The organism is Porifericola rhodea (genome assembly GCF_030506305.1).
GTDB lineage: Bacteria > Bacteroidota > Bacteroidia > Cytophagales > Cyclobacteriaceae > Catalinimonas > Catalinimonas rhodea.
This window is the reverse complement of the sequence record NZ_CP119421.1, coordinates 4,743,209-4,763,501: the sequence shown is the minus strand read 5'-3', so window position 1 is coordinate 4,763,501 and position 20,293 is coordinate 4,743,209. Positions and strand designations below refer to the sequence as shown.

Annotated in this window: 19 protein-coding genes; 8 read left to right on the top strand and 11 right to left on the bottom strand. The window is 39.9% G+C overall.

Going from position 1 to position 20,293, the window contains the following annotated elements; genetic code table 11:
• Nucleotides 1–19 precede the first annotated feature (19 nt).
• The 3 genes from PZB74_RS19535 to PZB74_RS19525 all read left to right on the top strand — a co-directional run bounded on the left by PZB74_RS19535 (nucleotide 20) and on the right by PZB74_RS19525 (nucleotide 2,383).
• Nucleotides 20–1,108, top strand: coding sequence for an oxygenase MpaB family protein (locus PZB74_RS19535; protein WP_302238847.1), 1,089 nt, complete (start codon nucleotides 20–22; stop codon nucleotides 1,106–1,108).
• A 149-nt stretch (nucleotides 1,109–1,257) separates the two neighbouring features.
• Nucleotides 1,258–1,872: a hypothetical protein gene (locus PZB74_RS19530; RefSeq protein WP_302238846.1), complete on the top strand. Its 615-nt coding sequence runs from the start codon at nucleotides 1,258–1,260 to the stop codon at nucleotides 1,870–1,872.
• Between the two features lie 295 nt (nucleotides 1,873–2,167).
• Entirely contained in the window at nucleotides 2,168–2,383 is a 216-nt protein-coding gene (locus tag PZB74_RS19525; RefSeq protein ID WP_302238845.1) for a hypothetical protein, read from the top strand.
• 58 nt (nucleotides 2,384–2,441) lie between these two features.
• Here the strand turns inward: PZB74_RS19525 and fabD are convergent, their stop codons facing one another.
• The 3 genes from fabD to PZB74_RS19510 are packed head-to-tail and all read right to left on the bottom strand — an operon-like array spanning nucleotide 2,442 to nucleotide 6,573.
• Nucleotides 2,442–3,317, bottom strand: coding sequence for an ACP S-malonyltransferase (fabD, locus tag PZB74_RS19520; RefSeq protein WP_302238844.1), 876 nt, complete (start codon nucleotides 3,315–3,317; stop codon nucleotides 2,442–2,444).
• 9 nt (nucleotides 3,318–3,326) lie between these two features.
• The gene (locus tag PZB74_RS19515) at nucleotides 3,327–3,758 is read right to left on the bottom strand and encodes a thiol-disulfide oxidoreductase DCC family protein (RefSeq protein WP_302238843.1); all 432 of its coding nucleotides are present in this window, start codon (nucleotides 3,756–3,758) and stop codon (nucleotides 3,327–3,329) included.
• Nucleotides 3,739–6,573 (bottom strand): T9SS type B sorting domain-containing protein, encoded by a 2,835-nt coding sequence (locus PZB74_RS19510; RefSeq protein WP_302238842.1) that lies wholly within the window; start codon nucleotides 6,571–6,573, stop codon nucleotides 3,739–3,741. The genes PZB74_RS19515 and PZB74_RS19510 overlap by 20 nt, the downstream gene beginning before the upstream one ends.
• A 429-nt stretch (nucleotides 6,574–7,002) precedes the next feature.
• Between PZB74_RS19510 and PZB74_RS19505 the strand changes: the two genes are divergently transcribed.
• Genes PZB74_RS19505 through PZB74_RS19495 form a run of 3 tightly spaced genes read left to right on the top strand, consistent with a single transcriptional unit; the run spans nucleotide 7,003 to nucleotide 10,393 of the window.
• Nucleotides 7,003–7,686 (top strand): succinate dehydrogenase cytochrome b subunit, encoded by a 684-nt coding sequence (locus tag PZB74_RS19505; RefSeq protein ID WP_302238841.1) that lies wholly within the window; start codon nucleotides 7,003–7,005, stop codon nucleotides 7,684–7,686.
• Between the two features lie 21 nt (nucleotides 7,687–7,707).
• Entirely contained in the window at nucleotides 7,708–9,621 is a 1,914-nt protein-coding gene (locus tag PZB74_RS19500) for a fumarate reductase/succinate dehydrogenase flavoprotein subunit (RefSeq protein WP_302238840.1), read from the top strand.
• Between the two features lie 10 nt (nucleotides 9,622–9,631).
• Nucleotides 9,632–10,393 (top strand): succinate dehydrogenase/fumarate reductase iron-sulfur subunit, encoded by a 762-nt coding sequence (locus tag PZB74_RS19495; RefSeq protein ID WP_302238839.1) that lies wholly within the window; start codon nucleotides 9,632–9,634, stop codon nucleotides 10,391–10,393.
• Nucleotides 10,394–10,505: 112 nt separating this feature from the next.
• Here PZB74_RS19495 and groL read toward each other — a convergent pair whose 3' ends face one another.
• The gene (gene groL / locus PZB74_RS19490; protein WP_302238838.1) at nucleotides 10,506–12,146 is read right to left on the bottom strand and encodes a chaperonin GroEL; all 1,641 of its coding nucleotides are present in this window, start codon (nucleotides 12,144–12,146) and stop codon (nucleotides 10,506–10,508) included.
• Nucleotides 12,147–12,177: 31 nt separating this feature from the next.
• A complete protein-coding gene (locus PZB74_RS19485; protein WP_302238837.1) occupies nucleotides 12,178–12,456 on the bottom strand; it encodes a co-chaperone GroES in 279 nt (92 codons plus the stop codon).
• 243 nt (nucleotides 12,457–12,699) lie between these two features.
• Here PZB74_RS19485 and PZB74_RS19480 point away from each other — a divergent pair, with 243 nt between their 5' ends.
• Nucleotides 12,700–13,413, top strand: coding sequence for a hypothetical protein (locus PZB74_RS19480; RefSeq protein ID WP_302238836.1), 714 nt, complete (start codon nucleotides 12,700–12,702; stop codon nucleotides 13,411–13,413).
• Nucleotides 13,414–13,460: 47 nt separating this feature from the next.
• Here the strand turns inward: PZB74_RS19480 and secG are convergent, their stop codons facing one another.
• The 5 genes from secG to miaB are packed head-to-tail and all read right to left on the bottom strand — an operon-like array spanning nucleotide 13,461 to nucleotide 18,131.
• Entirely contained in the window at nucleotides 13,461–13,850 is a 390-nt protein-coding gene (secG, locus tag PZB74_RS19475) for a preprotein translocase subunit SecG (RefSeq protein ID WP_302238835.1), read from the bottom strand.
• The gene (locus tag PZB74_RS19470; protein WP_302238834.1) at nucleotides 13,851–14,777 is read right to left on the bottom strand and encodes a tetratricopeptide repeat protein; all 927 of its coding nucleotides are present in this window, start codon (nucleotides 14,775–14,777) and stop codon (nucleotides 13,851–13,853) included.
• A 39-nt stretch (nucleotides 14,778–14,816) separates the two neighbouring features.
• Nucleotides 14,817–15,353, bottom strand: coding sequence for an LptE family protein (locus PZB74_RS19465; protein ID WP_302238833.1), 537 nt, complete (start codon nucleotides 15,351–15,353; stop codon nucleotides 14,817–14,819).
• Entirely contained in the window at nucleotides 15,340–16,635 is a 1,296-nt protein-coding gene (locus PZB74_RS19460) for a sigma-54 interaction domain-containing protein (protein WP_302238832.1), read from the bottom strand. Before PZB74_RS19460 ends, PZB74_RS19465 begins: the two co-directional genes overlap by 14 nt.
• 38 nt (nucleotides 16,636–16,673) lie before the next feature.
• Nucleotides 16,674–18,131, bottom strand: coding sequence for a tRNA (N6-isopentenyl adenosine(37)-C2)-methylthiotransferase MiaB (miaB, locus tag PZB74_RS19455; protein ID WP_302238831.1), 1,458 nt, complete (start codon nucleotides 18,129–18,131; stop codon nucleotides 16,674–16,676).
• 378 nt (nucleotides 18,132–18,509) lie between these two features.
• Between miaB and PZB74_RS19450 the strand changes: the two genes are divergently transcribed.
• Nucleotides 18,510–18,965, top strand: coding sequence for a hypothetical protein (locus tag PZB74_RS19450; protein ID WP_302238830.1), 456 nt, complete (start codon nucleotides 18,510–18,512; stop codon nucleotides 18,963–18,965).
• A 52-nt stretch (nucleotides 18,966–19,017) separates the two neighbouring features.
• On the opposite strand, the gene ilvA is transcribed toward PZB74_RS19450, so the two are convergent.
• Nucleotides 19,018–20,289 (bottom strand): threonine ammonia-lyase, encoded by a 1,272-nt coding sequence (gene ilvA, locus PZB74_RS19445; protein WP_302238829.1) that lies wholly within the window; start codon nucleotides 20,287–20,289, stop codon nucleotides 19,018–19,020.
• Nucleotides 20,290–20,293 lie beyond the last annotated feature (4 nt).

The following is a 20,293-nucleotide window of genomic DNA, read 5'->3' as shown; positions in this document are numbered from 1 at the left end:
TAATTACAAAAACAGCCTCATGCATAAAATTAAATACTATCAGAATAATTTTCTTGATCAGGCACGCAAACGTACTGACCCACTTGCTGATGCCGCAATAAAATCCATATTTGAATCAGGAAGAGCCGCCGACTTTCGTAATATTATCCATAGCCTTGATCATAACAATTACTCTCTGCCAAATGGATTACCTCTTGAGGTAAAAGACTTTTTTGACCAATCCAGACAGTTGCCCCAATGGGCCGATGTGCAACTCATCCAAAAGGGACAAAAGTTTTTTAGAACACATGCTACCTCTCTTTCATTTATGCTCGCATTAATGTCATTACCCTACGATTATGCTGCGGCAGACGGTGCTCAGGTATTGTGGCTTTCTAAACGTATGCGGGACGATACAGGTAAACGTTTGCTAGAAACGGGTAAGTATGTTTTTGATGTTGCCAGCCCCGAAGGATTCTCTGCAAAAGGATCGGCGATAGCCAGTGCACAAAAAGTCCGCTTAATCCATGCCACTATCCGCTATCATATATTAAAAAAGAGGGATTGGAATGTTGTCTGGGGAATGCCTATTAATCAGGAAGATATGGCGGGTACTAACCTTTCTATGTCCCTGATTCCAGTAAGGGGTATGAGAAAACTGGGTATCAAGGTAAGCAAAGACGAAAGTGAGGCTTATATTCATTTGTGGAATGTGGCCAGCTACGTTATGGGCGTGGAAGAAAAATTATTACCAGATACTTCAAAAGAAGCCTTTCTATTGAACAAAATGATTACAGAAAGGCATTTTAAACCCTCCGAAGCTGGTAGAGGGCTTACCAATGCACTCTTATCGTATATGCACGATACTATGGATGCAAGGCTAAAAACTTTAGCACCACAGTATATGCGTTTTTTGCTGGGAGAGAAAGTAGCAGACATTTTAGATATACCCTATGTATCTCTGCCTGAAGGGTTTATACTTAACCCTCTGAAATATTGGAACCAATTGCGCAGCCTAATGAATGCGCACCCAGACACTTACTTTGATGCTTTACATCTGTTTAATTCAAATGTTAGAAAGCAGGAAGGCGCAAAGGTGAGTATGAAAATACCGACACATCTTTCTTAATTTCTTCGGCACTGTACGTGTTTATGCCTGTGCAAATGTGGTATTTATATCAATTTTGCTCTCCTTTTACACCCGCAAGCTCTTATCTTAGCAGCGAACATAAGATGTTGTTCATTTTATTTTTGCAAACAGATTAAACCAAACACTTTATGAAAAGCATCCAAATTACTGTAAGCCTGGCTTTTTCTCTATGTGTGCTTGTACTCTTTTCTTCCTGTGAGTCTAGCAAAGTTGCTTTCGGAAACTCTTACTATTTTAAGCAGACACCCAAAAGTGTAGCGCAGGCTCCTAAAACAGACTCTGCTCCTTTAGAGAAAGCTGAAGCCATTGAAATTTTAGAGCATGAAGCCAGTGAGGAAGCTACTGAAGCCTTTGTTTCTACTGAAACTGTAGCAGCCGTTAGGTCTATTGAGCAAAAAGTAGAACAGGTGAAAGAAAAAATGATGAAGGTAAAAGAACTGCAGGCCGAAGAGAAAGCAGCAGCAAATGAAAATTTAAGTAAAGCCGAGAAAAAAGCCCTTAAGAAAGAAAGAAAGGCAGAACAAAAAGAGCTAAAAAAAGAAATTAAAGCATTAACAAAAGAGTATAAAAGTGCTCCAGAAGAAGTAAAAAATCAAGCTGATGTTACCGGTAATTTACGTACTGGAATAATTTTAGGGGCAGCAGGTTTGATCCTTCTAATAATTGGTACCCCTGTTCTTTATGCAATTGGTACTGTACTGGTAATACTAGGACTTGTATTCGTATTACTTGATGTGCTATAAATAGTACAATTTAATGATAAGTTTGTATAGCCCGAACATTCGGGCTATTTTTTTATTCTTAAATAATATGAGTTTCAGTTATATGGATTTATTTGAGAAGTTTTTGTGTTGTAAACTATAAGTGGTTGTAAATCTGATTATTATGTGACGTTAAGTATAGCCTTATACACTACTTAGCTTAAACAATTGAACATTACTTTGGACTATGCTAATAAATAATTTGTACCAATTATTTGTATAAATGCTTATGTAATGTTTATCTTAGAAATGTCATTTTTTTTCTAAAGGCTAAACTATGAAAAATAATAAAACTACCGACCTCATTGAGGCTTTGAAAGAATACAATAAAACATTGGCAGAGCAGATCAAGCGTATGAAGTCTTTCATTGAGGATATAGACAAGCAATTGATTCAACATAAGAAGGTTGAAAGATCAATGCCGGAAAGTAAAGTGAATCAATGCTTTTCCAGAAAATATCTGGTAGATAGAGTGAATAAGTATCCTAATTAAAGGATTATAATATAAGATATGAAGCTTACAGGAGCAGCCTCCCGTAAGCTTTAGTAGTTTACAGACCTTCAGTGCTTACTGAGCGGTCTATTTTTTTGATCAGTCCCTGCAATACCTTCCCTGGGCCACACTCTACAAAGTGGTCAGTTCCTTCATTTATCATATTCGCAACTGATTGTGCCCATCTTACGGGAGCGGTAAGCTGTGCTACTATATTTCTTTTTATCTCTTCTACATCCTGATACGGCATAGCATCTACATTCTGGTATACCGGGCAAGTCGGTTTTTTAAAATCTGTAGCGTTGATAGCCTCCTCAAGCTCATCATGCGCAGGTTGCATAAGCGGTGAATGAAAAGCTCCGCCCACTGCTAGAGGTACTACACGCTTAGCGCCTTTTTCCTTTAGTTTTTCAGAAGCTATCTCCAAGCCCTTATGTGTTCCAGAAATTACAATCTGACCTGGAGAATTGTAGTTAGCAGGTATTACTACTTCGTTCTCTATACTGCGGCACACATCTTCTACAATTGCGTCTTCCAAACCCAAAACTGCAGCCATAGAAGAAGGGTTAATCTCACAGGCCTTTTGCATAGCCAAAGCTCTTTTTAATACAAGTTGCAGTCCATCTTCAAAGGAAAGTGTACCATTAGCTACCAGAGCTGAAAATTCTCCCAGTGAGTGGCCTGCTACAGCATCTGGATTAAAGTTTTCAGAAGTAAGCGCGGTAATTACTGAATGTAAAAATACAGCAGGCTGCGTAATTTTAGTTTGTTTTAGCTCATCTTCGCTTCCTTCAAACATCACATCTGTGATTTTAAAGCCCAGAACATCATTAGCTCTGGTAAAATATTCTTTTGCTTTTACATTGTTTTCGTAGAGGTCTTTGCCCATACCTGTGAATTGAGCCCCCTGTCCGGGAAAAACGTATGCCTTCATAAGTAACGGTTAATAGTCTAAAAATCTTAATTTAAGTTCGTTAGTAGGATAACGACAGCTATCCGATCTCCCAAATATCTTATATCTGTATCTGGCAAGCAAATCGTATAAAAAGTTGCGTAAAGGAGAGGGTATGATAATAAAAGCAAAACTTAATGGCCAGAGCCCAGAAAGGTGTCTGGCAATATACAATGCCCCTGTGCTTTTTAGATACGTTTGCCCATTTCGGATGAGTACCAGGCTGTCCATTTGATTGCTTGGGAGCCCATGCTTTTGTAATCGGTCATGTCCCACCTCAGACTGTAGAGAAGCAAATCTATAACGACCTTTGGGATCACGGTCTATAATAAAATGAACGGCGTGGTTACAAAGGTTACACACGCCGTCAAATAGAATAATATCGTAATGCTCTGAATCGCTTTTAGAGTTGATCTCGTTCATAGACAATACTAACTCTGCCCTTTATTGTTTGTTCTCGTTTGGCGGGATCTAAGGTAATAAACTTCACTTCTGCTACATAATAGTATACGCCAGCCGGAAGGAGGCTGCCGTTTTCTGAACGTCCATCCCAATCAATATAAATACTATTTTCATTTCCAGACTGAAAAGTATAGACCTCTTTACCCCAGCGGTTAATTACTCTGAGCGACACACTTTCTACAAACCTTGGGCATCTGCTGAAGTCACCATTAGACCCATCCATAGGGCGGAAAGTATCGTTTTCTCCATCGCCATTAGGAGTAAATACGTTAGGGAGTTCATAATATGGGCAATTGTCGGTACAAATTGGTTCGCTGAGCTCACTTTCATTGCCCGAACGGTCTACTGCTGAAATACGATAGCAGCCAGCCAGAGAAGAAATTGGGCCGTGTACAAAGCGCCCTTCATTAGACGAACCTATTATTTCAAATGTGCCATCTTCACCGCTGGCGGAGAAATATATGTTATAAGAGCGCACATCATCATCACAGGATGCATCGTTGTTTTCATCCCAAACCAATACATTCTGGTAATCTTGGAAACCACAGTCTAGTTGTCCTGCTGCAAAAGCTTCGCAACTTTCAAGGGAACCATCAGGAATACTTAAAGCAACTGGTGTACATGGAGGAATGGTATCATTAGGCTGGGCACAAGCTACCTGAGATAAGTTAATTAAGGGTGGAGGATTTATTTTATCGTTTCCGTAACTACCCTGCGTAACTACATAGTAACAATATTCTTCTTCGTCGGATAAAGGCAACCCATTAAAGCTGCCATCATCCATATAGTGATAGTTACCAGAAGTTACATTAACACTATCTATCAGTACAAATCTTTCTTCATCATTAGCATCTACTTTATTTCTGTAAATATAATGGTAAGCATATTCGGGCGAATTCAATGACCAGGGAACATCAGCAGACCATTTAAGTTCTACGCTACCCACCAGTGGCGTAGGCTCTAAGCGTACAGAAAACGCTACTGCAGAAGAGTCAATCAGGTTTTCGCTGGCATCATAGAGGTAAATTTTATAGCCATATACGTCATCCAGAGTGTTTAAGCCGGTATCTACAAAAGTAGTATCTGTACTGCGAGGCGAGATTACTTCACCTGCTCCATCAGGGTTCTGTGGGTTTACACGAACGACTTCATACGTAAATGGTGGAGGAAACAGTGCTTCGTCAATCTCAAAAGGTGAACGCCAGCTCACGGTAATCTCACCATTGTCGTTTCCCGTTTCGTCTACCGTAACATGCGTAATGACTGGGGCATCAGCCAGCATTTCTACACATGCTTCCGTAGATGCGTAGCTTTTGCCTCCTCCTGGCTGAGGGTAAACTGCTACTAGGCGATAGCAATAGTTAACTCCTGGGTTTAAATCTTCATCTTTGAATGAAACTACATTGGCATCCACTTCTGCGACGAGTTCATAGCCTAAGCCTTCTGGTATACCTACCTGGCAGTTTTCTGGTTCAAAGGTAGTGCTATCTGTTTTCCTCCAGATCTGAATAATTTCAGCCTGATCGGTGCAGGAGTAATTATCCCATTGCAGGTTTACATTTCTGCCCGGTGCTGCTTCAGCGAGTAGTCCTGTGGGTGCAGGGGCGACTACGGTCACGTTCCAGATTTTAAAATCTGCCAGTGAGGGTCCGGTAGCGGGTTCATAATCTGCCGCACGGAAATTAATCTGATAAGGTTTATCTCTTACGTGATTACAATTTGTCTGCCAGCGGAATGTACCGGTGGCCGGAGAGTTTTGAGGTACTGGAGGATCAGGCGAAAATTGTGCAGGAGAACTTTCCTGTTCAAATACTCCCCCAAAAGCGGTAAGTACAACCTGATCATTGTCAGGGTCGGTTCCTATAATTTCGGCCAGTAATTCTGAGCCAGCTTCTATACAGGTATCCAGCGGAATGGTAAGCTCAGGCGGATCGTTGTCAGCATCTTCCACAAGAATCTGCATATCTCGTGTTACATAACCCAGCCGTACCCACTCACCGTCAATTAACCTCCATTCTTCAACAATAAAAGCAACATTATATTCTCCTGCGTTAGCGGGAGAATCCCATACCAATTCTCCGGTAACTGGATCAAGTGTAATTTCTGTAGGACTGCTACCATCCTGTTTGATTGGGTTGTCATTAAAGCCAGCAGTCTGATCGTATTCATCAGGGAAAGTATAACCATCTACAGGCTCATCAACATCTTGTTTGGGTAGCACAAATTTGTACGAAAGGCTATCACCATCGGGATCATAAGCGCCAGGGTTATGTAAGAATTGTTTGCCAATGACTGCTCCATCTACCGGAGGGTTTAATAATATAGGTGAACTATTACATGCTATAAAATTGTCAATGACGAGTGTGGTTTCTATATAAAATGGTGTTTGTACTGAATTGGAAATGTTCAGAATTTCATCGTTTCGGTTGAATTCGCGAAAAGATATAGTGTATTCGCCAGGGCCCGGAAAGGTATGGGTAATCACGAATTCACTGACTCGTATAAGCTTTTCGTTATCAATTTCTTCACGCGTAAAAAAGTCGTTCTCTGTACTTAAGTCAACGGGGTCGCCATGTCCGAAATAGATCTCACCATTACCAAATTCTACATCAGAGCCAGTATCCTCATAACCAATAATTCTAAAACGATAAGTGTACGACTGACAATTGATCAACTCAGCGATAATTTCGCCTGCTCTTATGTGTGTAGCCTTAGCGGGTATTGCGGCTACAATTAATAAAGTAGCTGCAAGTATTTTTGGTAAGAAGTGTTTCAAAGCAGTAAAACTTAAAAGTTTTGTACCATATAAGCTGAATGTTCTCCGGTCAGAACAGCTTGCCATGATGGAATAATGTAAATATACAAATAAATATTATAATTTTTTAGTTCATGTACTGTATCATAACAATAACGATGAGCGAACTGAAAAATTACATACTAAATCACCAAAAAAAATAGAACAAAACCAGTATTCTGCTTAAAAAAATATGTTTAAATTTTGTAGGTAAAATTTTAAACAAAAAACTGTTTTGATTAAACTTAGTTCGTCTTTAAATGGTTGAAATAGTGTCAGAAAACATACGAATATGCCTTATTTAGAAGCGGTCAAAATAGACTTCACCTCTTTGGATGCTAAGTATTCCTGCTATATTTTTGGTGCAAATCGTTTATCACAATTTAAAAAAAACACTAGGAACACTTTAATATGAGTTGGTTTACAAATGCATTGTCCAGCACTATCGGCAAAAAAGTGATTATGTCTCTTACAGGCCTTTTTTTGATCACTTTTTTGATCGTTCATGTTTCGGGAAACATGTTGTTGTTTAAGAATGATGGGGGAGAAGCTTTCAATCTGTACGCAGAGTTTATGACAACGTCACCCCTTATCAAAATTGCTTCCTACATTCTTTATTCCGGTATTATCCTTCATGTTATTTACGCACTTATCCTCTCAGTGAAAAACAAGCAGGCACGCCCGATAGGCTATAAGCTTGCAAACCCCAATCAGAATAGTAACTGGCGCTCTCGTAATATGGGTGTCTTAGGTACTATCGTACTTATCTTTTTGGTAATTCACATGCGTTCTTTCTGGTACGAAATGCATTTTGGAGATGTGCCTATAAAGACTTACTCAGGTGTAGAAGTAAGCGATCTCTATACAGTAGTTAAGGCTGCTTTTGGCGAGTGGTGGTACTCTTTACTTTATGTACTTGCCATGGTAGGACTAGCGTTTCACCTCGTACATGGTTTCTGGAGTGCTTTTCAGACTTTAGGTATGAGTCACAAAAAATACACGCCTTTTATAAAAACCGTGGCATTAATATTTGCGATTGTGGTACCTGTACTTTTCGCATCTATGCCGGTGTATTTCTATATACAAAGTTTATGATCATATTTAATCACAAGCCATATGAATTTTGATTCTAAAGTGCCCGAAGGTCCTATAGCTGAAAAGTGGACTAAACATAAATTTAACCTCAAATTAGTAAACCCCGCTAACAAGCGTAAATATGATATCATTGTAGTAGGTACTGGTCTTGCTGGTGCATCTGCTGCGGCTTCTTTGGCTGAGTTGGGTTATAATGTTAAATCTTTTTGCTTTCAGGATAGTCCTCGTCGTGCGCACAGTATTGCTGCGCAGGGTGGTATAAATGCTGCAAAAAATTATCAAAACGATGGTGACAGCGTTTTTCGCCTTTTTTATGATACTGTTAAAGGTGGTGACTATCGTTCTCGTGAAGCAAACGTATATCGTCTTTCCGAAGTAAGTGTAAATATTATTGATCAATGTGTTGCTCAGGGCGTTCCATTTGCCAGAGAGTACGGTGGTCTTTTGTCTAATCGCTCTTTTGGCGGAGCTCAGGTATCTCGTACATTTTACGCTCGGGGCCAGACAGGACAACAACTACTGTTGGGTGCATATGGTGCATTGAGCCGCCAGGTGGCCAATGGTAAAGTTAAAATGTACCCGCGTACAGAAATGCTTGACCTGGTTATGGTTGATGGCGAGGCTCGTGGTATTGTAGTGCGTAACCTATTAACTGGAGAAATTGAGTCGCATAGCGCGCATGCAGTTGTTTTAGCTACAGGTGGATACGGCAATGTCTTCTTTCTTTCTACCAATGCTATGGGTAGTAATGCTACCGCAGCTTGGAGAGCACACAAAAAAGGTGCACTGTTTGCTAACCCATGTTATACTCAAATTCACCCTACCTGCATTCCTGTATCGGGAGACTATCAGTCTAAGCTAACCCTGATGTCTGAGTCATTACGTAACGACGGTCGTGTATGGGTACCTAAAGAAAAAGGAGACAAGCGCGCTCCTGGTGATATTCCTGAAAACGAAAGAGATTATTATCTGGAAAGAAAGTATCCTTCTTTTGGTAACCTGGTGCCTCGTGATGTGGCATCACGTAACGCCAAAGCTGTGTGTGACGAAGGGCGTGGAGTAGGAGAGACTGGATTAGCGGTTTATCTTGACTTTGCTGATGCTATTAAGCGAGATGGAAAAGATCTGATCTCGGCTAAATATGGTAACCTTTTTGAAATGTATGAGAAGATTACCGGAGACAATCCTTACGAAAAACCTATGATGATTTACCCAGCCGTACACTATACTATGGGTGGATTATGGGTAGATTATAACTTAATGACTAGTGTGCCCGGTCTGTATGCCCTGGGCGAGTGTAATTTCTCTGACCATGGAGCTAACCGCCTTGGTGCAAGTGCACTTATGCAAGGCTTGGCTGATGGTTACTTTGTTATCCCTTATACTATTGGTGATTACCTGGCAGGTAAATCTTATGATAAGATACCTACTACCCACGAAGCCTTTAAAGAAGCTGAGCAGAAAGTGAAAGATCGTATGAAGAAGCTGATAAGCATCAACGGTACGCAAACTGTAGATCAGCTGCATAAAAAATTAGGTAAAGTTATGTGGGACAAGTGTGGTATGTCTCGTACTGCTGAAGGTCTTAAAGAAGCGCAGCTTGAGGTGAAAAAAATTAAAGAAGAGTTCTGGAATGATGTGAAAGTGTTAGGTACAGATGAGGAACTTAACCAGACGCTGGAAAAAGCAAGCCGTCTGGCTGACTTCTTAGAACTGGGTGCTTTAATGATAGATGACGCCCTCAACAGAAACGAATCTGCAGGAGGTCACTTCCGTGAAGAGTATCAGACTCCAGAAGGTGAAGCCAAGCGTGATGATGAAAACTTCTCTTACGTAGCAGCATGGGAATACAAAGGGGATGATATTGCTGAAGCCCTTCACAAAGAACCTCTAGTTTTTGAAAATGTAAAACTGACTCAACGCAGTTATAAATAAGAAAGACAATATGAATGTTACTCTAAAAATATGGCGTCAGAAAAACGCCAACGATAAAGGTAAATTTGAAACCTATGAGATGAAAGACATTAACACTCATATGTCTTTCCTGGAACTTATAGATGTACTAAACGAAAAGCTGGAAAGAGAAAGTAAAGAGCCCGTACACTTTGATCATGACTGTAGAGAGGGAATTTGCGGTAGCTGTGCTATGTACATTAATGGTAGGCCTCATGGTCCTCAAAAAGGTACCACAGCCTGCCAGTTGCACATGCGTAACTTCAAAGATGGAGAAACCATTGTAGTAGAACCCTGGAGGGCCCGTGCCTTCCCGGTTATAAAAGATTTAATGGTTGACCGCTCTTCTTTTGACAGAATTATCCAGGCTGGAGGGTATGTGTCTGTAAATACTGGTGGTGTACCTGACGCAAACGAGATTCCTATTTCTAAAGAGGTAGCTGATGAGGCTTTTAATGCTGCCACCTGTATTGGTTGTGGAGCATGCGTAGCAGCTTGTAAAAACGCTTCAGCAATGCTTTTCGTAAGTGCTAAAATTTCTCAGCTGGCATTACTACCTCAAGGTCAAGTAGAGAGACAGCAGCGTGCTGAAAGAATGATTTCTCAGATGGATGCTGAAGGCTTTGGTGCTTGTAGCAACACAGGTGCCTGCTCAGCAGAGTGTCCTAAAGAAATTGATATGGCGAACATCGCTCGTATGAACCGCGAGTTTTTGAAGTCAAAGGTTGGCTCTGAAAATATAGAGGTCAAATAGATTAGTTTGATTACCATTTTAAGAAAGGCATCCTCAGGGATGTCTTTTTTTACCCTATACAAAAAAAAGAGGTAGCCATTGGCTACCTCTTCTATTTATAATGTGGTTGGAATTACATCATTCCGCCCATGCCGCCCATTCCGGGAGCACCGGTAGGCATTCCAGCACCTTTATCTTCTTCAGGCTCGTCAGCAATTACACACTCTGTTGTTAATAGCAGAGATGCGATTGAAGCAGCGTTCTCAAGCGCCAGACGAGTTACTTTAGTAGGGTCAATTACACCCACGCTGAATAAGTTTTCGTATTTGTCGGTACGTGCATTGTAACCAAAGTCGTCTTTTCCTTCACGAACTTTCTGAATTACAACAGAACCTTCCTGACCAGCGTTCTCAACGATAACACGTAGAGGAGCTTCTAGAGCAAGACGTACGATGTTTACACCAGTAGCCTGATCTTCGTTATCAGAAGTAACGTTATCCAGAGATGAGATAGCACGTACTAATGCAACACCACCACCAGCTACAACGCCTTCCTGAACTGCAGCGCGAGTAGCGTGCAGAGCATCATCTACACGGTCTTTTTTCTCTTTCATTTCTACTTCAGTAGCTGCACCAATATAAAGGATAGCTACACCACCAGAAAGCTTAGCAAGACGCTCTTGCAGCTTCTCACGATCATAGTCAGAAGTAGTGTTTTCAATCTGCTGTTTGATTTGGTTTACACGAGCCTGAATTTGCTCCTGCTCACCAGCACCATTAACAATAGTAGTATTGTCTTTGTCAATGTTGATTTTTTCAGCAGTTCCTAAGTAATCAAGTGTAGCACTTTCTAATTTGTAACCTCTTTCTTCAGAAATTACAGTACCACCAGTTAGGATAGCGATATCCTCAAGCATTGCTTTTCTTCTGTCACCAAAGCCTGGAGCTTTAACAGCGGCGATTTTCAGAGAACCTCTGATTTTGTTAACTACAAGCGTAGCAAGAGCTTCACCGTCAACATCTTCAGCAATGATTAAAAGAGGACGTCCAGTTTGAGCAACACCTTCCAGCACAGGAAGTAGTTCTTTCATCGCAGAGATCTTCTTGTCGTAGATCAGGATGTAAGGGTTCTCAAGGTTGGCTTCCATTCTCTCAGTGTCAGTCACGAAGTAAGGAGAAAGGTAACCTCTGTCAAACTGCATACCTTCAACCAGTTTTACTTCAGTTTCAGTACCTTTTGCTTCTTCTACAGTGATCACACCATCTTTACCAACTTTTTCCATGGCGTCAGCGATCATCTTACCGATCTCTTCGTCATTGTTAGCAGAGATAGAACCTACCTGAGCAATTTCGTTAGTGCTGCTGATAGTTTTAGACTGATTTCTAAGTTCAGCTACGATAGTCTCAACCGCTTTGTCAATACCGCGCTTAAGGTCCATAGGGTTAGCACCAGCAGCCACGTTTTTGATACCGTGAGAGAATAACGCCTGAGCAAGTACAGTAGCAGTAGTAGTACCGTCACCAGCATCATCAGCAGTTTTAGAAGCTACTTCTTTTACAAGCTGAGCTCCCATGTTTTCAATAGCTTCTTTAAGCTCAATTTCTTTTGCTACAGATACACCATCTTTAGTTACTGTAGGTGCACCAAATTTTTTGTCGATAACAACATTACGACCTTTGGGGCCTAATGTCACTTTAACAGCATTAGCAAGGGTATCAACACCTTTTTTAATTTTGTCTCTTGCGTTGGTGTTAAAAAATATTTCTTTAGCCATTTTTCTCAGATTTTAGAATTGTAAATAAAAATTAAAGCGTGCCAAAAATATCAGAGCCACGCATGATCAGATAGTCTTTACCATCAAAGGAGATCTCAGTACCGGCATATTTTCCATAAAGTACTTTATCGCCTACTTGTACAGTTAAAGGCTCATCTTTTTTTCCAGGACCTACAGCAACTACAGTACCTTGCTGAGGTTTTTCTTTTGCGGTGTCAGGGATAATGATTCCAGAAGCTGTCTTTTCTTCTGCAGCGGCAGGTTCTACCAGAACTCTGTCCTCGTTAGGTTTGAATGATACTTGTGACATGTTGTTTAAAAATTAGTTTTTACTGTTCAAGATTAAATCAATGTCTGCATTGTGCCTATTGCATTTCCTATGCCAAGGTCAAAAAGTTCAATTTAGGCGCCTAAATAACGTCATTTTTTCAGTTTTGTCCTTTTAGTGACAGTGTAATATCTGATGTCACTGACATTTTTTCACACTTGCATCAATAGCCGCTAATGTATAAATTTTATACAGTGTTTTTTTTGCAATATTTAATAACCGTCTATGAAGCTAAATGAAGACTGGCTAACCCATGGCCTGATTGATTTTGAGTACAAAAAATACTTGCTGCTTGCTTATATGAAAGAGATCGAGCAGTGTTTTGAAGAAAAAAGGTTGTACCCCTTTCTATCTGAACTGGTATTTCATTACAACAACTTGTTACGTATTAAAGAGAACAAACAGTTGTTATCAGAGAATTTTCCCAAGCAACTACAAAAAGCTGATCTGGAAAAGCTTAAACTGAGCTATCAACGAATAGTAAAAGATGATGAAATGATGCAGGTGTTGGGCGAGATTGTCAGCTTTGCTATTCCTAAGATAAAAGATACCCTTGATTATGGGGTGGATCTTTACGAAGAAGTTGCCCGCCATATTGACATAGAGCCGATTGGTATTGCACCTTTGTTTAATAAAGAAGGATATTTATTTGTATGTGAAAGCCATCATAAAGAGATAGCCATTTATCGTTATCAAATCGCTTCTTTTCGATTATCTAACGAAGAATGTTTTGGCATACACACCGAGTTTATAGGAAGACAGGAGAGAAACCTGGTGAATACGCTGGAAAAAATTAAAGTGGAAATTATAAAGGCGCATAAGGCTATGCCAAACCCCGCAACTTTTGCGGCTATTGCCCGCTTACACTGCCCTATGGAGTCTACTTTATTACCGATCGCAAAACGTAAGCTGATGCAACAAATTGAGCAGGCAGCATAAAAAAAGCCGGTATCATAACCGGCTCCATTTATAATATTTTTTTGTTCCTATTCAGGACTACCTTCTTCAGAAAGGTCTTCCAGGTCTATAGTTGAGCTTGTATCAGCATCACTGGCAGGAATATCAGAATTCATATTAGGAAGAACACTTCTGTCTTGTGCTCTGTCAATGTTTGGGCTACCAATACTTCCATTTTGAGCTGATTGGGTTTCAATCAAGAAGCTGGAGGATAGAGTAAGTACAATAAGGCCGATAGCCAATCCCCATGTCAATTTCTCCAGAAGGTCAGTAGTTCTTTTAACGCCAATCATCTGATTAGACGAACCAGCTCCTCCAAACTGAGAGGTAAGACCTCCTCCTTTAGAGTTTTGAGAAAGAACAACTAGAATAAGTAAGACTGCAACAACTATTGCCAGCGATATAATGAAAGTAAACATTTAATCAGTTTTTAAGGATTCAATTCTGTCCGCAAAATACGCTTTTTTCTGAGGAAATTTCCAAATTAATTTCTGATAGATTTCTATCGCCTTCTCTTTTTTTCCTTGTCTCTCATAAATTTTAGCCAAATTCTCTGAAATCAGATTGTCAGCTACTTCAGTGCTTTGAGAAGAGAGGTCTTCAATTTCCTCTTCTGCACTAACAGAAGGTTTTATTTTTAAGTTTACACTGTCCTGGGTATTGATAAACTTATCAATCAGGTCATTTTGCATTTGCTGATTGTTGGCCAAAGAGTCAGCAGGTGTATCGTGCTTTAAAAGATCCTGCAACATTATAGAGGAGTCATTTTCCTCTGTTTGAGATGTTTGTTCCTGAGCAGGAGTAGGGAGCTCTTCAGCTTGATCAGCTATTTTTTTTTTATCGTCTTCTTCTTCAGAAAACTTACTTTTATTCTCTCTTAGCTTGCGAAGGTTTTCTTCTAGTTCATCATATACCTCATCAGACTTTGTGGTTTTATCCTCTTCCTGATGTTGAGTTTCTTCATCTACCGGTGGCTCATAGTGCTCCGTTTCATTTGAAGTATCGTCTGTAGTAGGCTCTTCAGGCTGAGCGTACTCAGTCTCTTGATGGATAAGCTCATCAGTTTCCTGACCAGAGACAGGAGGAGTATTCGTTCGGTCTATATGCAGGTCTTCATAGAAGAGTTGTCTGAGCAGGCGGCGGTTTGGGGCATAAATAGCAGCTTTGCTAAGAGTTGCATAAGCTTCAGGGGCCTGCTTATCGTGCATCGCTTTTGCTAATAAAGAATGTCCTAACTGAAAATAAGGATAATTTGCAATTGCCTCTCTCAACTCAGCAACTTCGCTGCTAGAGATGTCATTCGGATAAGACATTAAATTGATTAATGTCTGTTGATTAAAACCCATAACTCTTATCTGTTAAGCGAATTATTTAAAATGTCAGTATTACCAGTTGGCTACTGAAGCATTGAAAATGTCAAAAATAATTTGATCAAAGATTTCTTCTATGAGTTCATCTTCTACAGAAGAAGGGTCCTGCTCTGCATTAAAATCAGAAAAGAATGAAAAGCTTCTGTTGTCAAAGTTAAACTCATCATCGGTTGTGTTGATGTAGGTGACATTGACAGTGATGTTTAAACGCATTAAACTGGCAACATCAGCCACCTCATTACTACCTGACGATCGGGGAGCTACCGGTGTAAAGTCGTAACGAGTAATGTTTCCTTCCAGTAGCAAATCACCATTTTCGTCTATTAGCGTTAAATTAGTGTTTTGCTGATAATAATCTTTGATGTTTTCAGTGAAAACCTGACTTATGTTAGCTGGACCTCCACCTGAGTCGTTAAAAAAGTTTTGAATACTAATGGTTTTTACCTCCGGACTTAAAGAAGCTCCACTAAAAGAATATACCCCACAGGCCTGGCAGAATAGTGCCAGCACGCAAATAAGCAAATAATTCCAATATGCTTTATTCAATACCATACTGCTTGATTTTTCTATATAAAGTGCGCTCAGAAATTCCCAAATCTTTTGCAGCATACTTCCTTTTTCTATCGTTCTTTTTCAAAGCTTTGATGATCATTTCCTTTTCTTTTCTTTCCAGTGACAGATCATCGCTTTCTTCTGTTTCGTGCGTAATGTCCTCAATATTAGCTAGCTCATAAGTGTTATCAATATCATTATTACGGTTGATATTATTTGCGAGCAGATAATGATTATTGGCAATCTCGCTGGCAGATTTAATGGTATCTTCTTTTTCTTTCAGGTCTTCTTCCATACCATTAAAAAGCTCCTGATGCTGCTCTAATATATTAGAACCATAATTTTCGTTCTGAAGTACCTGATGCACCAGTTTTTTTAGTTCGTTCATATCGTGGCGCATTTCAAACAGAACTTTGTAGAGTATATCACGCTCAGAAAACTTCTCATTCTCCTCATTTCTGGCATAAAGCGCGGGTAAGTTGCTCATGCTAGGAGGTAGGTAGCTTCTTAGTTTGTCAGCATCAATTACTCGCTCTTCAATCTCCAGCGTAGACATACGTTCTACCAGATTTTTTAACTCTCTGATGTTACCCGGAAAACGATACTGTAGCAGTACTTCTTTGGCATCATCGGTAAGGTTAATGGGCTTGGTACGATACTTTTCAGAATAGTCTGACGCAAACTTTCTGAAAAGCAGGTCAATATCACTACCTCTTTCTCTCAAAGGGGGAATTTGTATAGGTACTGAGCTTAGACGGTAATATAAATCTTCGCGAAAAGTACCCTTATCCACAGCTTCTAGCAGGTTTACATTGGTAGCGGCTACAATTCTTACATCAGTTTTAAGTACTTTGGAAGAACCAACCTTTATGAACTCACCGTTCTCCAGTACACGTAGGAGTCTTGCCTGAGTACCAATGGGCATTTCACCAATTTCATCCAGAAAAATAGTTCCTCCATTGGTTACCTCAAAATAACCTTTTCGGGCATCCATTGCACCAGTAAACGCGCCTTTCTCGTGTCCAAACAACTCAGAGTCAATAGTGCCTTCTGGTATAGCTCCACAGTTAATAGCGATAAACTGACCGTGCTTTCTTGCACTGCGGTTATGAATTATTTTAGAAAAAGACTCTTTACCGCTTCCACTTTCGCCTGTAATAAGTACCGACATATCTGTAGGAGCTACCTGTGCGGCAATGGTTACTGCATGGTTAAGACGTGGAGAATTACCGATAATACCGAAGCGTTGCTTAATACTCTGAAGTTCAGCTTGATCCAACATAAAGTATTTACTTGTTTAAAAAAATATCCTCCAACTAATTATACTGCTTCACCAATAAGGGTGGCTGCTGTACAATCTTTTACCAATACATGAACATATTCGCCTTTTTTAAAATTTTGTTTAGGGAATACTATTACTTTGTTGGCAGAGTTTCTTCCTTGCAGGTCATCTTCAGATTTTCGGGAGGTGCCTTCCACCAAAACCTTAAATACCTTTCCGATATCCCGCTGATTTCTTTCCAATGAGATTTGCTGTTGCTTTTCTATGATCTCCTTTAACCTTCTTTTTTTAATATCTAAAGGTATATCATCTTCGTATTTTTTAGCTGCCAGGGTACCCGGGCGTTCAGAGTAATAGAACATATAGGAGAAGTCGTATTTGACATAATCCATAAGGGTCAAAGTCTCAGTATGTTCCTCTTCCGTTTCTGTACAGAACCCGGCAATCATATCTGAAGATATACCACAGTCTTCGCCCAAAATAGTTCTGATTGCATCTACACGATTGATATACCATTCTCTACTATAGGTACGGTTCATGAGTTCAAGTACACGTGTATTACCACTTTGTGCCGGAAGGTGAATGTACTTGCAGATGTTTTCGTACTTCTTCATGGTATGAAGCACCTCATCGGTAATGTCCTTGGGGTGTGAGGTAGAAAACCTCACTCTAAGGTCAGGGCTTACCAATGCTACCATTTCTAAAAGCTTGGCGAAGTTGATTACTTCACTTACTGTTGTTCTTTCCAGGCGTGCTTTATTGTTTACTTCAGGTGACCATTTATAAGAATCCACATTCTGGCCCAGCAGTGTTACTTCACGATATCCCTGCTCAAATAAATGGCGCGCTTCGTCTACAATAGAGTAGGGGTCGCGGCTACGCTCTCTACCTCTGGTAAAAGGTACCACACAGAATGAGCACATATTATCGCACCCTCTCATAATAGAGATAAAAGCAGTTACTCCATTAGAGTTAAGGCGAACTGGACTTATGTCCGCATAAGTTTCTTCTCTGGATAGAAAAGTGTTGACAGAACGCTGCCCTTCATCAACCTGTTTAACCAGATTAGGAAGGTCTCGGTAAGCGTCAGGGCCCGCTACCAGATCAACTATTTTTTCCTCTTCCAGAAGTTTGCTTTTGAGACGTTCTGCCATACAGCCCAGCACACCTACCGTTACTTCTGGTTTAGTTTTTTTAATTTGGTTAAATTGAGACAAACGTTTTCTAACAGTCTGTTCGGCTTTGTCTCGTATAGAGCATGTATTGAGCAGAATAACGTCTGCACTTTCATAGTCAGATGTAGTATCAAAGCCTTCTTTCTGCATAATAGAAGTGACAATCTCACTATCAGAAAAATTCATCTGACAGCCATAGCTTTCTACATAAAGCTTTCGTTGCTTTCCGGTGTTCTGCTCCGGAGAGGTCTTAAAAACTTCGCAATTTTCCTGTTTTTTCTCCTCGCTAAGTATGTCTAAGTCTTTAATCAAATCTTGCATGCAGCAGTATTTATTTTTTGATGGCGCAAAGGTATGGATTATTCTTTAAAATACGTGACAAAATGGCAGTCATTTTAGTTCGTTTAAACAAAATGAAATGCATGTAGCGCAATAATTTAGGTGTTTGTCTCTTTTGAATTATGCATATTACATATCTTGAAAAATTGCAATTTTTGAATTTTTCAATATTTAATACTAAACTTTATGGATATTTTGACCTGATTTTAGCATATTTGAGAAATTTAATTAGGCTTAATACGTTTTATTACTAAACCCATAAAACTTTAATAGTTTTACTTACTTCAATTACTCTGTTTACTATTATTAATTTGTTATTTTAATTAAAAGATTAAAAGAATGACACAGAAAACTTCAATCATGAAAGTATTTTTATCTCTACTATTCGTATCTGTTTTTTCTCTATCTGCTGTACAGGCTCAGGACGAGGTATCTGATCAGCAGCTTTATAAATTTGCTATTGTAGAAGAAACCAAGCAACTTTTTGCTACTGAGCTTTCTGCTCAGATTACTGACTATGTAGAGAAGCAGGATCCTGCTATTAAAAATCGTTATAATGCGCTAGCTGGCGGTGAAACTCCTGCTAACGACTCTGAGAAGCAGTTCATTGAGAAGGTGCAAAGCATGGAAAGCGACAGAAAAACTGAGTTTACTGATGCTTATAAAACCCTGATCAAAAGAGTATTAGGTGCAAAAGATTATAGCACTGTAAAGAAAGCTATTGCTTCTGATGCCAGAGTAAGATCTAGATACTCTGAGATTGTAGAGTCAATCAGAGCTAGTAAAAGTGATGCCAGCGCTTCTGCCGGCGAATAAGCTCGTTTGAGATTACAAAAAAAGGCTTGTCATTTTACTGACAAGCCTTTTTTTATATCAGGAAGTGAAAGAAATCAAATTTATCGTTTAGTACCTGATATGCAATATGGTGAGCGTTCAGCCTTTTAATGAGGCCTTCATAGTCGTTGGCAGATTGTAGTTCTATACCCACCATGGCAGGACCTCTTTCTCTGTTGTTTTTCTTTGTATACTCAAAGTGGGTGATATCATCATTAGGACCCAATACTTCTGCTACAAATTCTTTGAGGGCCCCGGCACGTTGAGGAAAACGAATGATAAAGTAGTGCTTAAGGCCATTGTAGAGTAGGGCCCTTTCTTTAATTTCCTCCATTCGGGTAATATCGTTGTTACCCCCACTAACTACACAGCATACGTTTTTACCCTTTATTTCGTCTTTAAAAAAATCAAGGGCGGCGATAGACATGGCCCCGGCAGGTTCTACAACAATAGCCTCTTCGTTATACAGTTTGAGGATAGTATCACAAATTTTGCCCTCAGGAATAGTAACCGCATCATCTAATACATGCTGACAAACATTGTAGTTTAAATCTCCTACACGTTTAACGGCTGCCCCATCTACAAACTTGTCAATCTTATCCAGTGTAATAACTTCTCCCTGTTCCAGAGATTTGATCATGGCAGGTGCCCCAGCAGGCTCAAGCCCAATGATTTTGGTATGAGGGCTTACTTGTTTAAAATAACTACCTACACCGGCAGAGAGTCCGCCACCGCCAATAGGTACAAAAAGGTAATCTATGGGAGCGTCAGTATCCTGAAGAATCTCGTAACCCACAGTACCCTGACCTTCAATAATTTTTTCATCATCAAAAGGAGGTATAAACTGAGCTTCCTGCTCCTGGCAAAAGGCCATAGCTTTAGCATAGGCATCGTCAAAAGTGTCGCCAACCAGCTCAATATGGACATGCTCTTTGCCAAACATTTGCACCTGCTTTACCTTTTGTTTGGGTGTAGGGTTAGGCATGTAGATATATCCTTTGATCCCCAGCTTGTTACAGGCATAGGCTACACCCTGGGCATGATTACCTGCACTTGCACATACTACACCATTAGTAAGTTTCGAGGGTTGCAGGCTGCTAATTTTATTATATGCCCCACGCAATTTATAGGACCTTACTACCTGAAGGTCTTCTCTTTTAAGAAAAATATTAGCCTCATACTGATCACTAAGGTTAATATTATGCATAAAAGGGGTATGATAAGCTACCCCTTTTATTCTTTGTGCTGCATTGATAATATTCTCTACCGGTATCATTTTTTTACCGGATGTGATAGTATCTTTCATAGAG

Excerpts from the sequence above, each read along its gene's own strand:
- PZB74_RS19535 (WP_302238847.1), top strand. The coding sequence starts at position 20 with ATGCATAAAATTAAATACTATCAGAATAATTTTCTTGATCAGGCACGC.
- PZB74_RS19530 (WP_302238846.1), top strand. The coding sequence starts at position 1,258 with ATGAAAAGCATCCAAATTACTGTAAGCCTGGCTTTTTCTCTATGTGTG.
- PZB74_RS19525 (WP_302238845.1), top strand. The coding sequence starts at position 2,168 with ATGAAAAATAATAAAACTACCGACCTCATTGAGGCTTTGAAAGAATAC.
- fabD (WP_302238844.1), bottom strand. The coding sequence starts at position 3,317 with ATGAAGGCATACGTTTTTCCCGGACAGGGGGCTCAATTCACAGGTATG.
- PZB74_RS19515 (WP_302238843.1), bottom strand. The coding sequence starts at position 3,758 with ATGAACGAGATCAACTCTAAAAGCGATTCAGAGCATTACGATATTATT.
- PZB74_RS19505 (WP_302238841.1), top strand. The coding sequence starts at position 7,003 with ATGAGTTGGTTTACAAATGCATTGTCCAGCACTATCGGCAAAAAAGTG.
- PZB74_RS19500 (WP_302238840.1), top strand. The coding sequence starts at position 7,708 with ATGAATTTTGATTCTAAAGTGCCCGAAGGTCCTATAGCTGAAAAGTGG.
- PZB74_RS19495 (WP_302238839.1), top strand. The coding sequence starts at position 9,632 with ATGAATGTTACTCTAAAAATATGGCGTCAGAAAAACGCCAACGATAAA.
- groL (WP_302238838.1), bottom strand. The coding sequence starts at position 12,146 with ATGGCTAAAGAAATATTTTTTAACACCAACGCAAGAGACAAAATTAAA.
- PZB74_RS19485 (WP_302238837.1), bottom strand. The coding sequence starts at position 12,456 with ATGTCACAAGTATCATTCAAACCTAACGAGGACAGAGTTCTGGTAGAA.
- PZB74_RS19480 (WP_302238836.1), top strand. The coding sequence starts at position 12,700 with ATGAAGCTAAATGAAGACTGGCTAACCCATGGCCTGATTGATTTTGAG.
- secG (WP_302238835.1), bottom strand. The coding sequence starts at position 13,850 with ATGTTTACTTTCATTATATCGCTGGCAATAGTTGTTGCAGTCTTACTT.
- PZB74_RS19470 (WP_302238834.1), bottom strand. The coding sequence starts at position 14,777 with ATGGGTTTTAATCAACAGACATTAATCAATTTAATGTCTTATCCGAAT.
- PZB74_RS19465 (WP_302238833.1), bottom strand. The coding sequence starts at position 15,353 with ATGGTATTGAATAAAGCATATTGGAATTATTTGCTTATTTGCGTGCTG.
- PZB74_RS19460 (WP_302238832.1), bottom strand. The coding sequence starts at position 16,635 with ATGTTGGATCAAGCTGAACTTCAGAGTATTAAGCAACGCTTCGGTATT.
- miaB (WP_302238831.1), bottom strand. The coding sequence starts at position 18,131 with ATGCAAGATTTGATTAAAGACTTAGACATACTTAGCGAGGAGAAAAAA.
- PZB74_RS19450 (WP_302238830.1), top strand. The coding sequence starts at position 18,510 with ATGAAAGTATTTTTATCTCTACTATTCGTATCTGTTTTTTCTCTATCT.
- ilvA (WP_302238829.1), bottom strand. The coding sequence starts at position 20,289 with ATGAAAGATACTATCACATCCGGTAAAAAAATGATACCGGTAGAGAAT.